Source organism: Massilimicrobiota sp. An142 (genome assembly GCF_002160725.1).
GTDB lineage: Bacteria > Bacillota_I > Bacilli_A > Erysipelotrichales > Coprobacillaceae > Allocoprobacillus > Allocoprobacillus merdigallinarum.
The window spans coordinates 16,742-31,705 of the sequence record NZ_NFLD01000018.1 but is presented as its reverse complement, the minus strand read 5'-3'; the positions used below and the strand labels follow the sequence as shown (position 1 = coordinate 31,705).

The 14,964-nt window shown below is 33.9% G+C and carries 12 protein-coding genes; 2 read left to right on the top strand and 10 right to left on the bottom strand.

Annotated features, from left to right (window positions below):
* Positions 1 to 36: 36 nt before the first annotated feature.
* From lgt to B5E87_RS08605, 8 genes are all read right to left on the bottom strand, one after another.
* Positions 37 to 846, bottom strand: a complete 810-nt coding sequence (lgt, locus tag B5E87_RS08640) for a prolipoprotein diacylglyceryl transferase (protein WP_087244533.1) — start codon at positions 844 to 846, stop codon at positions 37 to 39.
* Positions 843 to 1,778: an HPr(Ser) kinase/phosphatase gene (gene hprK / locus B5E87_RS08635; protein WP_087244532.1), complete on the bottom strand. Its 936-nt coding sequence runs from the start codon at positions 1,776 to 1,778 to the stop codon at positions 843 to 845. Before hprK ends, lgt begins: the two co-directional genes overlap by 4 nt.
* 10 nt (positions 1,779 to 1,788) lie before the next feature.
* Entirely contained in the window at positions 1,789 to 4,614 is a 2,826-nt protein-coding gene (gene uvrA / locus B5E87_RS08630; protein ID WP_087244531.1) for an excinuclease ABC subunit UvrA, read from the bottom strand.
* Complete coding sequence (locus tag B5E87_RS08625) at positions 4,601 to 5,944, bottom strand: CCA tRNA nucleotidyltransferase (RefSeq protein WP_087244530.1); 1,344 nt, start codon at positions 5,942 to 5,944, stop codon at positions 4,601 to 4,603. Before B5E87_RS08625 ends, uvrA begins: the two co-directional genes overlap by 14 nt.
* A complete protein-coding gene (gene uvrB / locus B5E87_RS08620) occupies positions 5,944 to 7,917 on the bottom strand; it encodes an excinuclease ABC subunit UvrB (RefSeq protein WP_087244529.1) in 1,974 nt (657 codons plus the stop codon). Before uvrB ends, B5E87_RS08625 begins: the two co-directional genes overlap by 1 nt.
* Positions 7,918 to 7,929: 12 nt before the next feature.
* A complete protein-coding gene (locus tag B5E87_RS08615; RefSeq protein ID WP_087244528.1) occupies positions 7,930 to 9,363 on the bottom strand; it encodes a S41 family peptidase in 1,434 nt (477 codons plus the stop codon).
* 87 nt (positions 9,364 to 9,450) lie between these two features.
* Entirely contained in the window at positions 9,451 to 9,819 is a 369-nt protein-coding gene (locus B5E87_RS08610) for a metal-dependent transcriptional regulator (RefSeq protein ID WP_087244527.1), read from the bottom strand.
* A gap of 43 nt (positions 9,820 to 9,862) precedes the next feature.
* Positions 9,863 to 10,642: a ZIP family metal transporter gene (locus tag B5E87_RS08605; RefSeq protein WP_087244526.1), complete on the bottom strand. Its 780-nt coding sequence runs from the start codon at positions 10,640 to 10,642 to the stop codon at positions 9,863 to 9,865.
* Positions 10,643 to 10,986: 344 nt separating this feature from the next.
* On the opposite strand from B5E87_RS08605, the gene B5E87_RS08600 reads away from it, so the two are divergent.
* Complete coding sequence (locus tag B5E87_RS08600) at positions 10,987 to 12,390, top strand: IS110 family RNA-guided transposase (protein ID WP_087244525.1); 1,404 nt, start codon at positions 10,987 to 10,989, stop codon at positions 12,388 to 12,390.
* Between the two features lie 325 nt (positions 12,391 to 12,715).
* Here B5E87_RS08600 and gap read toward each other — a convergent pair whose 3' ends face one another.
* Complete coding sequence (gene gap / locus B5E87_RS08595; protein WP_087244524.1) at positions 12,716 to 13,732, bottom strand: type I glyceraldehyde-3-phosphate dehydrogenase; 1,017 nt, start codon at positions 13,730 to 13,732, stop codon at positions 12,716 to 12,718.
* Positions 13,733 to 13,953: 221 nt separating this feature from the next.
* Between gap and B5E87_RS08590 the strand changes: the two genes are divergently transcribed.
* A complete protein-coding gene (locus B5E87_RS08590) occupies positions 13,954 to 14,550 on the top strand; it encodes an ATP-dependent Clp protease proteolytic subunit (RefSeq protein WP_087244523.1) in 597 nt (198 codons plus the stop codon).
* Here the strand turns inward: B5E87_RS08590 and B5E87_RS08585 are convergent.
* Positions 14,532 to 14,951 (bottom strand): hypothetical protein, encoded by a 420-nt coding sequence (locus B5E87_RS08585; RefSeq protein WP_158095583.1) that lies wholly within the window; start codon positions 14,949 to 14,951, stop codon positions 14,532 to 14,534. The two genes, B5E87_RS08590 and B5E87_RS08585, sit on opposite strands and share 19 nt — an antisense overlap.
* Positions 14,952 to 14,964: the final 13 nt, after the last annotated feature.

Here is a 14,964-nt window from a genome sequence, read left to right as displayed (position 1 = left end):
AAACACATAAGAAAAAAATGTGGCTATATACCACATTTAACTCATATCAATGTAATGGACTTCTTTTCCTTTTAAATGAACATAAATGATTCCAATAAGACCAGCTATAATAAAAGCAATTGAAATCAATTGAGCCATACGAATTGGTCCAAACATAAGACTATCTGTACGTAATCCTTCAACTGGGAAACGCACTAAACCATAGAATAGGAAATAACTAAAGAATTGAACACCCTGGTGTTTTTGAAATCTTCTAATCACAAACACAATAAGCAAAAAAGCCATTATATTTCCCATTGATTCATATAAAAATGTAGGATGATGATATACCCCATTCATATACATATTATCAATAATGAATTGTGGAAGATGCAAAGACTGTAAAAATGATAAGCTAACTTCTCCTCCATATGCTTCATGATTGAAAAAGTTTCCCCATCTTCCAAGCGCCTGGGCAATCAATACGCCAGGCATAATGGCATCACCAGCCAGTAATAATGGAATATCATGCTTTTTAAAGAAATAATAACTATAAATCAGTCCTGCAAAGATTCCACCTTGAATAGCTAAACCGCCATGCCAAATAGCAAAAATCTCTAATGGTTGAGAAGCATACATTTCATCAAAGGTAAAAATAACATACCAGATTCTAGCACCGACAATTCCAATCAATAAGACTGCAAAGAAATAATCAGATAAAATGTCTTTGGAATACCCTAATTGTTTAAAACGGTATTGCCCTAAAAAATATGCAATACATGCACCTGTGAGAATACAAACCGCATACCACTGAATATGGATTGGTCCAATAGTGACAAAAGTTGAAAAATCTTCAAAGAATGTCATGATGATTTACTCTTAATATTGTCAAGAATACGATTGACAAATTCCTTGCTTGAATCAAATCCAGAATCTTTAAGTTGCATATTCATCACAGCTGCTTCTATAATAGCCGACATACTTCTTCCACCAGTGACTGGCACGACAATTTTAGGAATTTGGATACCCAAGATTTCTTCCATAACGTCATCTTCTTCCATACCAATTCTTGTATATTCACGTGATGGAAGCCAACGTTCCAACTGAATAATTAAATCAACATGATCTTTTGGTAATACTGAGGCGACCCCAAACATCTTAGAAACATCAATAACCCCAATACCTCTGATTTCTAATAAATTGCGTAAAACTTCTGGTGCACGTCCCACAATACCTTGACCAATATGGTAAAGTTCAATAGCATCATCAGCAATCAAAAAATGTCCACGCTTAATTAGTTCTAATGCAATCTCTGATTTACCAATACCACTATCACCACGAATCACAACACCTTTACCATAAATATTTAAAAAGACTCCATGCATCAATGTTTCAGCAGCTAAAGCTTCATCCAATGTTCCTGTTAAATCAATGGAAACACGTCCTGTCGCCTGTGTTGTTTCAAAAATTGGAAAATTTCTTTTGATGGCTATATTTTTTAATATTTCTGGACATGAATATCCTTTCGCAATAATAATACAAGGTGTTTCATCATTAGCCAGTTTAGAAAAACAAGCTAACTGTGATTCTTTACTCATTTCTTTCACGAAAGAAATTTCTTTTTCTCCAAATAATATAATTCTTCTAAAATCTGTATGTTTAAAAAATCCTGCCAATTCAAATCCTGGTCGATTCATTTCTGGCACAAAGACTTCTCTTTCCAAAGCTGATTCATCACCTGATATCTGATGAAATAAAGCTGGTTTCAATAAATCTTTGATTTTCACTGACTTTCCCATGTATTTCCTCCTACTCTAAAACCATTTTCAAGAAACGTCCTGTATGACTTTTTTGACATGCTGCGACTTTTTCTGGCGTTCCTGATACTACAATTGTACCACCATTGTCGCCACCTTCCAATCCTAAATCAATAATGTGATCCGCAACTTTAATCACATCAAGATTATGTTCAATCACAATCACAGTATCACCCTGTTCAACAATACGATTTAAAACTTCAATCAGACGTGCTACATCATGACTATGTAAACCAGTTGTTGGTTCATCTAAAATATATACTGTTTTTCCTGTTGCTTTCTTTTGTAATTCACTGGCAAGCTTCACACGCTGCGCTTCTCCACCAGATAATGTTGTGGCGCTTTGACCAAGTTTTATATAACCAAGTCCTACATCATAAATCGTTTGAAGCTTAGAACGAATACGTGGTAAATTATCAAAGAATGTTAAAGAATCTTCAATGGTCATCTCTAAGACATCATAGATAGTCTTATCTTTATAAGTCACCTGTAATGTTTCTTCATTGTAGCGTTTACCACCACATTCTTCACAAGGTACATAAACATCAGGTAAAAAATGCATACTGATACGTTTGACACCATCACCTTGACACGCTTCACAACGTCCACCTTTGACATTAAATGAAAAACGTCCTTTATCATATCCACGCATTTTTGCTTCAGGTGTTTTCGCAAACAATTCACGAATATCATCAAAGACACCTGTATAAGTCACAGGATTAGAACGTGGTGTACGTCCAATCGGATCTTGTGAGACTTCAATAACTTTATCTACATTTTCTAAACCAAGAATTTCTTTATGTTTTCCTGGTTTTTCTTTAGAATGATAAAGTTTTGCACGCATGGCTTTACATAAAATTTCATTCACCAATGTTGATTTTCCACTTCCTGATACACCCGTCACACAGATAAATTTTCCAAGTGGAAATTTAACATTAATATTTTTTAAGTTATTTTCCTTAGCACCTTTTACTTCAATATATAGTCCATTCCCTTTGCGTCGCTTTGATGGAACTGGAATCTTATATTCTCCTGAAAGATATTTTCCAGTGATAGAATGGGGATTATTCATGACTTCTTCAGGTGTTCCTGCTGCGACAACCTGACCACCATGAACTCCAGCACCTGGCCCAATATCAATAATATAATCAGAAGCACGCATCGTATCTTCATCATGTTCTACAACAATCACACTATTGCCTAAATCACGCATATTACATAACGTTTTAATTAATTTTTCATTATCACGTTGATGTAAACCAATAGATGGTTCATCTAATACATAAAGAACCCCTGTTAAACGTGAACCAATTTGTGTTGCTAAACGGATACGTTGTGCTTCTCCTCCAGACAAACCACCAGCACGTCTTGATAATGTCAGATAACCTAATCCTACATCATTCAAGAATGTTAAACGATCTTTAATTTCCTTAATAATCAGACGTGCAATATTTGTTTCTGTTTCATTCAGTTTTAAATTCTGTACAAAATCAAGTGCTTTTTCAATAGACATATCAGTAAATTCACTGATATTTAATCCACCCACCTGTACACTTAAAACTTGTTCATTCAATCTTTTTCCCTGACATGTTGGACATGTATGTTCAGCCATAAATGAAGCATACCATTCTTTTGACCATGAAGAAGTTGTTTCTTCATAACGTCTTTGAATCAGTGTTTTCACACCTTCGATTGGTTTTGTCGTTTGAGAAACATTTCCTGAACTTGACTGTAATGTATATGTAATAGGTTTATCAGAACCATATAAAATAATATCTAATTCTTTCTTACTAAAATCTTTAAGCGGTTTATCTAAGTCAATATGATATTCTCGACATAAAACAAGAAATCTCTGCCATTCAATACGATCAGTTCCTACTGATGTTTTGAAATAACGAATTCCTCCCTGATTAATACTTAATGACCAGTCAGGAATCAATAAATCATTATCAACTTCATTTTTTACACCGATCCCTTTACAATCTGGACAGGCACCCAATGGGTTATTAAAAGAAAATAAACGTGGTTCTAATTTAGGAACACTAAATCCACAATATGGACAAGCTAAATGTTGAGAAAAAAGCTTTTCTGTTTTTTCATTCAAGTTTTCAACAATAACTTCCCCACCAGTTAATTTTAATCCTGTTTCCAAAGAATCCGCTAAACGTGAGCGATATCCTTCCTTTTTAATAATTCTATCCACTACAACATCAATATTATGTTTTTTATTTTTATCCAAAACAATATCTTCATCTAAAAGACGCATTTCACCATCCACTTTGACACGTAAAAAACCATCTTTCGCTAATTGTTCAAATAAATCCTTATGTGTCCCTTTTTGATTACGACACATTCTTGCTAGAACCTGTAATTTTGTTCCATCTTCATATTGATCAATTGTATCAACCATTTGTTTAATTGTCTGTGATTCAATCAACACATGATGGGTTGGACAATAGGCATGTCCAACTCTGGCATACAACAATCTTAAATAATCAAAAATTTCAGTCACTGTTCCCACTGTTGATCGAGGATTATTTGATGTTGTCTTTTGATCAATCGCAATCGCTGGTGATAAACCATCAATACTATCAACATCAGGCTTTTCCACACCACCTAGAAATTGTCTGGCATAAGCACTTAATGATTCAACATAGCGTCTTTGTCCTTCCGCATAAATCGTATCAAATGCCAGTGATGTTTTTCCACTCCCAGATAATCCTGTCATAATGACAAGCTGATCTCGAGGAATTTCTACATTTATATTTTTTAAATTATTAACTCTTGCGCCTTTGATAATAATTTTATCTTTGTTCATACTTCCTCAAACTCCTTAATATCTTTTCCTTACTCAAACCTTGCAACTGCAAATCATAGGCTTCATCTAACATCTGCTTAAATAAATGTGTTGAAGTCAAACCATTTGCTAATAAATCATCACCACGAATCAGTGGCAATGGCGCTTGAACACCTAAACGTTTTTGTTTATCCTGAATATATAACCAAAACTCATCATATTGTTCCTGAGCTACTTTTCCCCTTCCTAACTTATCACAACAGCTTATATAAATCAAATCATTCATAGAAACTTTTCCATCAATCTTCTTTAAAAGTCTTAAATAAGATAAATCCTTTGCATGATGACGTGACATATTCATTAAATGCATATGATACATGATCATTGTGGAAATATATTGTCTTTCTTTTTTAGATGTGATGATTGGAACATTTTGAAACACCTGCACACCTGCTTCATTATGTTTAGGCGCATGTCCTTCTTTGGTTGTTACCAAAGGTTTCCCTATATCATGCAGTAAACATGCCCACATAAACCATAGAGGATGATCGGTTTTCTTTTTTACATGACTGGCTACATCTATAACCAGCATCGTGTGCGTGAAAACATCGTCTTCAGGATGAAAATCTAAACGCTGATGCGTTGTTGTCAGAGCCTGTAAATAAGGTGGTAAAGCTCCTATATCTTTTAAAAACATAAATCCTAATGATGGTTGTGGTGCCATCAGGATTTGACAATACTCCTGATAAATTCTTTCATATGATAAATGATCCAGCATATGTGACTGTGCCATAGAACGACATAGATTCAAAGTCTTCTCTTCAACTTGAAATTCAAATTGGGCGACAAAACGTGCCACTCTTAAAACACGCAAAGGATCTTCCATGAAATGTTCAGGATCCACACAACGAATGATATGCTGATCAATATCTGATAAACCACCACATAAATCAATGACACGTTGTTCTAAGTAATCATACATGAGTGCATTCATTGTCAGATCACGCCTCAAAACAGCTTTTTCTAATGGTAAATCAGGATCAATCATCACTTCAAAATCTTGATGCTTGTGACCAGTTTTTGTTTCCTGTCGAGGTAAGGCAAAGTCATAATGAGGAAGCTCTTCTAACTGAACAATCGCAAAAGATTTTCCAAATGTATGAACATGACCATATTTTTGTAAAATAGCACATAGTTTTTCATAACTTAAATGATATACTTCTACATCTACATCATGCTGATCATAACGTCCTAAGATTTCGTCACGAACAGATCCACCGACAATATAAACTTTTCCACCATGAGCGATCATATCATCAAAAATCTCTTGAGCCAAAGCATCTATTTTCATTACTTTTCACCTTTAAGTTCCATAATAATATCTCTTAATTCCATAGCTCTTTCAAAATCAAGCACTTTCGCAGCTTCTTTCATTTCTTTTTCTAGATCTGCAATCAGTTTCTTCTTTGCTTTTTGAGGTGCTTTTTTACCTTTTTGTAATAATGAAGAAGCTTCTTCCATTGTTTCTTTACCTTGAATTAAATCATGAATTTCTTTATGAATAGTCTGTGGAATAATATGATGTTCTTTATTATAGGCTTCTTGAATTTCACGACGACGATTTGTTTCATCAATCGCTTTTTGCATAGATTCTGTTATATGATCACCATACATAATCACTTTTCCATTCGCATTTCTGGCCGCACGTCCAATCGTCTGAATTAATGAGCGTTCACTTCTTAAGAACCCTTCTTTATCCGCATCTAAAATACAAACTAGAGATACTTCAGGTAAATCCAACCCTTCTCTTAACAAGTTAATTCCCACCAGTACATCATATTTTCCAAGTCTTAAATCTCTTAAAATTTCAGTACGTTCTAATGTTTTTGTATCTGAATGTAAATAAGCGACTTTTAACCCTACTTCTTTTAAATAAGCACTAAGATCTTCAGCCATACGTTTTGTAAGTGTTGTAATTAAAACTCTCTCTTTTTTATCAATACGTTCATGAATTTCATCAATCAGATCATCAATCTGATTTTTTGTTGGACGAACATCAATAATAGGATCCAACAAACCTGTTGGACGAATAATCTGTTCTGCATATTCACCATGTGTTTTTTCTAATTCATAGTCACCTGGCGTTGCCGAAACATAAATCACCTGATTAATAATCTTTTCAAACTCTTCAAAACGCAATGGTCGATTATCCAAGGCACTTGGTAAACGGAAACCATATTCAACCAATGTTTCTTTACGGCTGCGATCCCCATTAAACATACCTCTGACCTGTGGTAACATCACATGACTTTCATCAACAATCATTAAAAAGTCATCTGGAAAATAATCGATTAAAGTATAAGGACGTTGTCCTGCTTTTCGTCCATCAATATGACGTGAATAATTTTCAATTCCTGGACACATCCCTACTTCTCTTAACATTTCAATATCGTGACGTGTACGCTGATCCAAACGTTCATATTCCAGTGGTTTCATAGCATCCTTAAAATATTGTAAACGGTCTTGAAGTTCTTCGGAAATCGTATCACAGGCATGTAACATTTGTTCCTTTTTTGTAACATAGCCATAAGCTGGATAAATCGTATATGTTTTATAACGACTCAAGACTTTACCAGTCAAAGGATCTACCTCACTGATTCCTTCCACTTCATCACCAAAAAGCTCTATACGAATCAGCCAGCTTTCTGTATGTCCAGGTACAATTTCAATGACATCACCACGTACCCTGAATGTCCCTTTTGACTGTTCGATATCATTTCTTTGGTATTGACGGTCTACAAGATATGTTAAGAGTTCGCGACGATCAATTTCCTGACCGACACGTAATGAGAAAATCATTTCTTTATATTGTTCAGGATTTCCTAAACCATAAATAGAAGCCACTGATGCAACGACAATCGTATCTCTTCTTTCTAATAAAGAATTCATGGCTGCTGAACGCAACATTTCTATTTCATAATTTGTTTTTGCATTTTTATCTATGTATGTATCACTTTTTGGAATATAAGCTTCCGGCTGATAAAAATCGAAGTTAGAAACAAAATATTCCACACGATTTTCAGGAAAAAATTCTTTTAATTCTGAATATAATTGTCCAGCTAAAGTTTTATTATGGGCTAATACCAGTGTTGGTTTATTCACCTGAGCAATAACATTAGAAACAGTAAATGTTTTTCCTGTTCCCGTTCCTCCCAGTAAAACCTGTTCCTTTTTTCCAGCACGTATTCCATCAACCAGCTGTTGAATAGCTGCTGGTTGATCACCCATTGGTGAATATTTGGAAACTAATTTAAATTGTTCCATTTTAGCACCTCCCTATTGAATCAATTGATTCACTTTTTGTAGATAAACATCCTCTTTTTCTTGATACAAATGATATGTTAAAGCACTTAAAAGAATTAAACGATCATTTTGAGAATAAATACCATCCTGTTTTAAAGCATAATCTTTTTCAAATGCTTCTAAAGCTGTTGTTGTCTGATGTGAAAAATATCCATCCTGACGATCTAATGAATAACCTAATTCTTGCAGCATTTCCTGCATATATTGAATATTATCATCAACATCATCATATTGATAAGATTGTTTCATTTCACCTACATGAAAATCATGGATATTGGTTTCATCAATGACATAATCTGGTTCTAATCCTGTACCATTGATCCATGTTCCATGAGGAGTTAACCATTTTTCATGAGTGTATTTCAATACAGATGAATTAGAAAGAGTCACTTGTGTTTGTGCAACACCTTTACCATAAGTCGTTTCACCAATCAATTGATAATCTAAATTCTCTTTCAAACCTGCACTTAAAACTTCTGAAGCACTGGCAGTTTGCTGATTCACTAAAATATAGCCATGTTCAAATACATATTTTTCCCGACTGGTTGCTTTATATTCTTCCGTTTTGCCATCTTTATCCTGAAGGGAAAATAATGTTTGTCCTTCTGGTACAAATAAATCAAGAATCTCTTGGGCGGCATTCAAATAACCTCCACTATTATCTCTTAAATCAATAATAATGTGGTTGATTTTTTGTGATTTCATATCTTGCAGCTTCGTTTCAATAACTTCATGAATATTTTCACCAAAAGTCACAATTCTCACATAACCAACTTTCTGCTGGTTTACAGTCATAATAGAAGAAGCAATTGATGTATCCACATTTTGACGTGTTGCTGATAGATTTTGACTTTTTCCATCTCTTAATAGACGTAAAGCAACTTGACTCTGACTTTCACCCTGTATCATTTCTTTAACTTTATCTGATGTATATCCAGCGATTGAAGTTCCTTCAATGTGCGTAATAATATCTCCTTTTTGTATACCTGCTTTTTGAGCTGGCGTATTTTGATATACATCCAACACAATAGCACCATCATCTACCATTGTAAACGTAATCCCAATACCTTCAAAAGTCCCATTAATAGATGTTCCTAATTCCTGTGACTGTTCCAATGATAAATATGAAGAATAAGGATCTCCTAATGCTAAAACCATTCCATTTAGCATACGTTCCTGTAAACTTGTATCATTATCACTTGTATCTAAAAAATCATTTTCAATAATTTGCGCAATTTCATTATAGACATCACTATCATTACCATAACGATTGGACTGGAAGTCATGAATAAAATAACCACCAACACCTCCAATCACCAGACATAAAATACAAGCCATCATATAGATAGGTCCTTTTTTTAATCTTGTTTTCTTTTTTTGATCATATTCAAACTGAAAATCGTCCATACATACACCTCGTTTTTTTATTCTATCATAGATGACAATTATTTTTAACTCATAAACCTTTTTTTCTACAAACAAAGAAAAGCAATCCTAAGACTGCTTCTTTAAAAAGTTTTGAATACATTGTTGTGTTTCGTCACTAATAATATGTTCAATACGACAAGCATCTTCTTCGGCCTGTTTAACACTCACACCAATAGAAACAAGGAACTCTGTTAAAATCTGATGACGACCATACACTTTTTCTGCAATACGACGTCCTTCATCAGTAAAATCAATATATCCCTTATCATCTACAACAATCAATTGAGATTCTTTTAAAAGTTTAATTGCACGTGATACACTTGGTTTAGAAAAATCCATAGTATGTGCAATATCAATAGAACGAACATATTCATTTTGATTCTTTAAGATTAATATCGTTTCTAAATACATTTCACCTGATTCATGCAAGTCCATTTTTGTCACCTCATATCAATTTATATCATTATATCACACTTCACTATCCCAATGCTACATCTAATATCATCATGATGACAAAACCAATCGCAAAGCCAATCGTCGCAATATTTGAATGTGTCCCTTGCGAACCTTCAGGAATCAGCTCTTCTACAACGACATATGCCATTGCGCCAGCGGCAAACGATAAAAGATAAGGCAAAATCGGTACAAAAAACTGTGACAGGACAATCATTAATATAGCACCCATAGGTTCAACAATCCCAGATAACATCCCATACAAAAAAGCTTTTCCTTTAGACACTCCTTCACTTTTTAATGGCATAGAAATAATAGCCCCTTCTGGAAAATTCTGTATCGCAATACCCAATGATAAGGCAATAGCCCCAGCAATAGAAACATCATTATTCCCCATCAAGGCTCCTGCAAAAACAACTCCAACTGCCATCCCTTCAGGAAAATTATGCATTGTGACTGCTAAAATTAACATTGTTGTACGTTGCAAGTGCGATTTCCTTCCTTCTACCTGATGATCCAAATGCATATGTGGAATAGTATGATCTAAAAATAATAGAAAGAAAATTCCCAATAAAAAACCAACTGCCGCAGGTATAAAAGACAATTTTCCTAAACTTGCTGACATATCTAAAGCTGGAATCAAAAGTGACCAGACTGAAGCCGCAATCATCACTCCAGAAGCAAATCCCAGCAGAACTTTTTGAACACGATTATCCATTTTTTGTTTCATAAAGAAAACACAGGCTGCACCTAATGTTGTCCCAATAAATGGTATCATAATACCAATCAAAACAGATGTATTCATGTTTTAACACCTCTCGTATAATATGTATAGAAGTTTGAATTAAGGATTTCCTTTTTTAAACAATTGAGATATCTCAATTGTTTAAAAATTTCCTTGCTTCTACACTCTCTTTTTAAGATAATAGTTTCGTTTTGAATCAAGGTTTTATTCTTCACCTCTGCGGCCATCTCGTTATGTTCCGCTTCAAAAAGACTTAATCCTCTGTTCAAGGCGTGCTTTATACCCGAATGAGTTTGTTGCAGCAGTGTTTCTCACTTGTCTCCGTATTTGCGAGGTTGCGTTTGTCTTGATTTAGAGGTGCAATTCAAAACCATTTTCATACTTGAGAAAGAAGGTCATTTTTTATGAAAAATAACGATTACAATCTTTTTGTTGGCATTGATGTCTCTAAAGGCAAGGCTGATGCTGCTGTTCTGGCTGTCCCTGAATTAAGATCAGTCAAACCCCGTTTCCTTAGAAAAAAATTATCTTTTAAGTTTATTAAATCTGATGTTGTTGAGTTTTTAAATACTGTGAGAAAGTATTCCAGTGATCCACACTGTCTTCACACTTATTTTGCTTTGGAGGTCACTGGTATCTATTCTACTAATGTCTATAGCTTTATTAAAGAAAACTGTAATAGCGATGAAGAAATCCATCAGCTCAATACTGATTTCGTTAATAAATGGAGAGAAAGCCATAATATATCCAAATCTGATCCTTTGGATGCTCAAACTATCAGTACCATCATTGGAACTGATGATGATGTCAGATATGTTTCAGATTCCGTCTTTGAAAACAAAAATGGATATCAAGATCTTAAGGCTCTCGTTCACAGACATTATCAGATTAAAAAACTCCATTCTCAGGAAACTAACCGTCTCATTGCCCTTTGTGATTGTTATTTCCCTGAACTTCAGTATGTTTTTGAACCTAAATCAGCTGCTTTTCTAGCTCTCTTATCTCAATATCCTACTTCGCATGATATCATAAATGCTTCCAAAAATGAAGTGTTTTCTCTCGTTTATGAAGCATCCAAACATCGCTGCAGTTTGGATAAGATAGATAAGCTATTCAATTATGCTCAGGATACACTGGTTCCACATGTATCCGATCATATAAGATGCGTTATTTCCAACACTGTTGAAAGCATCTTCAATATTCGTGCACAATTGAAACTGATTGAAAAAGATATCAGAAAGCTTGCCGCCACTTTTAATGTCTACAGTCTATTGATGACCATCACTGGCTGTGGTCCTTTGACCGCTGCTGTTATCATCGCTGAAACCGGAGACATCTTTAGATTCAAGAATGCTGATCATTATGTCTCTTACAGCGGTTCATCGCCACGAAACAAGCGTTCCGGCAAGTCTGTGGAAATCATGGGCAAGATTTCCAAGAAAGGATCAAAATATCTGAGACACGCTCTTTACATGATTGCTGAATTTGCCAGACGACACAATCCTGTTCTTAAGCACTTATTTGAAAGAGTGAAGAACGGAAATAAAAAGCGTCATAAACTGGCAGTTATTGCAGTTGCTAATCGTATTGCCAGATATATCTATTCAATCATGAAAAACGAAAGCAGTTTTGTAATCATGCATGAAAATATCATGCGATTACCAGAAGAAACCCGAAATACGTTCTTCAATTCAATATCTTTAGATTTTCCAAAGAATACCAGAAAACAGATTTATCAGTATTCTGATGTCAATGGTGAAATTCATCGCTTTGTTTATAAAAACGAAACGACCGAATCAATAGCTTAAAAAAGCAGAAAATCTAAAATGTAAGAGTTTTCAAAATATATATTTTGAAAAGTTGTTTTTAGTGCACCCAAAAATCCACTAAATACATCAAAGAACATCGGATTGCTCCTCTCAATCAGGACAAACACTATTAAAAATAATTATTTAAATTAATTATTGACATTTAATAGTTTGTCTTTTCTTTAGGTATTATCTTACTATATATCATTTTATCTTTCAAAATATATGATAAAAAATATCTGTCATACATTTGACACAAGAATCAAATCGTCTTTTGACATAAAAAAATCTTGGGAATACAATGTACTCCCAAGAAGTTTCTAAATTATTTAGTTAATTCAGCGAAATATTTAATAGTTCTAACCATGTTAGAAGTATAAGAATTTTCGTTGTCATACCAAGCAACAGTTTGAACTTCAGTAGTTCCGTTATCTAATGCTTTAACCATAGTTTGAGTTGCATCAAATAATGAACCATAAGTCATTCCAATAATATCTGAAGATACTAATTGTTCTTCAGTGTATCCAAATGATGGAGTTACAGCTGCTTTCATAGCTTCGTTAACTTGTTCTACAGTAACTTCACCTTCAACAACTGAAGTTAAGATAGTTGTAGATCCAGTAGGAACTGGTACACGTTGAGCAGAACCGATTAATTTTCCATTTAATTCAGGGATAACTAAACCGATAGCTTTTGCAGCTCCAGTTGAGTTAGGCACGATATTAACTGCAGCAGCACGTGCTCTTCTTAAGTCACCTTTTCTATGAGGTCCATCTAATACCATTTGGTCACCAGTATAAGCATGTACTGTTAACATGATACCAGATTTGATTGGTGCTAATTTGTTTAATGCGTTAGCCATAGGTGCTAAACAGTTAGTTGTACAAGATGCAGCTGAAATAATTGTATCATCAGCAGTTAATGTTCCTTCGTTTACACCAAATACAACAGTTGGTAAATCATTTCCAGCTGGTGCAGAAATAACAACTTTTTTAGCTCCTGCATCAATATGAGCTTGAGATTTAGCTTTAGAAGTATAGAAACCTGTACATTCTAATACTACATCTACTCCTAATTCTCCCCAAGGTAATTTAGAAGCATCTGCTTCTTTGTAGATTTCGATTTCTTTTCCATCTACTACGATTGAAGATTCTTTAGCTTCTACTGTATCAGCTAAAGCATATTTACCTTGAGCTGAATCATATTTTAATAAGTGTGCTAACATTTTAGGATCTGTTAAGTCGTTGATTGCAACAACTTCATATCCTTCAGCTCCAAACATTTGTCTAAATGCTAGACGTCCAATACGTCCAAAACCGTTAATTGCTACTTTTACTGCCATTTTTATGACATCCTCCTTACTAATAATTTATGTCTATATTATAGTCCACAAACCCAAAGAAATCAATAAAAGTTGTGCGCTTTATATAATTTTTTTCACAAGAATGAAAATCTTTTCTCGTTTTTTAACTTCGCTTAACTCAATATTAACGCAAGAAAAAATCAATTTTCTATGAATAATCCAACACAAATTTCTCTATAATGAATTATGGAGGTACACTTATGCATTTTATACCCACTGTGATATTAAAAAAGAATTCTAAAGAATATGCTTATGATATTTTCTCAAGATTATTAGAAGATCGCATTATTATGCTCTGTGGTGAAATTAATGATGAGATGGCAAGCTCCATTGTCAGTCAGCTTCTCTATCTTGAATCATTGGACAGTCAGGCTGATATTGATATGTATATTCATTCTCCAGGCGGCAGTGTTTCCGCTGGTTTGGCTATCTTCGATACGATGAATTTTGTAAAATGTGATGTCTCAACCATCAGTATTGGTCTTTCAGCCAGTATGGGTGCTTTTTTATTAGCTGCTGGAAAAAAAGGAAAACGCTATGCATTAGAAAATAGTGAAATTATGATTCATCAGCCTCTAGGTGGAGCACAAGGTCAAGCCAGTGATATCGAGATTTCTACCCGTCATATATTAAAACAAAAAGAAAAGCTCAATCGCTTATTAGCTCAAATGACCAATCAACCCTTGCGTCGTATTAAAAAAGATACTGATCGTGACTATTTTATGAATGCCTATGATGCATTAGATTATGGATTAATTGATGAAGTATTAAAAAACAATCAAGGTGAAACACTTTGATTGTTTTTTAGTATAACTTGTAATTGTCCATCTTCTAGATTTAAACTTTCAATAGGTAAATCAATCTCATATTGAATCTGGTTATCTTTCCAAATGATATGTGAGTCTTGTAAAAAAGACTTCAGAAAACTCATAATAGGAAACTGTAAAAATAAATATTCAACCTTGCCTTGAATATTTTCAAATACAAAGTGCTGATTTTCATATTTCAAATTGAACTCACACAAAACATCAACATGATATTGATTATACAAAACAACTGATGTCATCAAGAGATGATCTTCTTTTATTTTCAAATTCATTTCCTGTAAAACAACATCATACTTTTTTAAAACTGACTGTAAAATAAAGGATAATCCTATTTGCATTTCTGCTTCATTTAAAATCACTATATCACCCATATATTATATGTAT

Excerpts from the sequence above, each read along its gene's own strand:
- lgt (WP_087244533.1), bottom strand. The coding sequence starts at position 846 with ATGACATTCTTTGAAGATTTTTCAACTTTTGTCACTATTGGACCAATC.
- hprK (WP_087244532.1), bottom strand. The coding sequence starts at position 1,778 with ATGGGAAAGTCAGTGAAAATCAAAGATTTATTGAAACCAGCTTTATTT.
- uvrA (WP_087244531.1), bottom strand. The coding sequence starts at position 4,614 with ATGAACAAAGATAAAATTATTATCAAAGGCGCAAGAGTTAATAATTTA.
- B5E87_RS08625 (WP_087244530.1), bottom strand. The coding sequence starts at position 5,944 with ATGAAAATAGATGCTTTGGCTCAAGAGATTTTTGATGATATGATCGCT.
- uvrB (WP_087244529.1), bottom strand. The coding sequence starts at position 7,917 with ATGGAACAATTTAAATTAGTTTCCAAATATTCACCAATGGGTGATCAA.
- B5E87_RS08615 (WP_087244528.1), bottom strand. The coding sequence starts at position 9,363 with ATGGACGATTTTCAGTTTGAATATGATCAAAAAAAGAAAACAAGATTA.
- B5E87_RS08610 (WP_087244527.1), bottom strand. The coding sequence starts at position 9,819 with ATGGACTTGCATGAATCAGGTGAAATGTATTTAGAAACGATATTAATC.
- B5E87_RS08605 (WP_087244526.1), bottom strand. The coding sequence starts at position 10,642 with ATGAATACATCTGTTTTGATTGGTATTATGATACCATTTATTGGGACA.
- B5E87_RS08600 (WP_087244525.1), top strand. The coding sequence starts at position 10,987 with ATGAAAAATAACGATTACAATCTTTTTGTTGGCATTGATGTCTCTAAA.
- gap (WP_087244524.1), bottom strand. The coding sequence starts at position 13,732 with ATGGCAGTAAAAGTAGCAATTAACGGTTTTGGACGTATTGGACGTCTA.
- B5E87_RS08590 (WP_087244523.1), top strand. The coding sequence starts at position 13,954 with ATGCATTTTATACCCACTGTGATATTAAAAAAGAATTCTAAAGAATAT.
- B5E87_RS08585 (WP_158095583.1), bottom strand. The coding sequence starts at position 14,951 with ATGGGTGATATAGTGATTTTAAATGAAGCAGAAATGCAAATAGGATTA.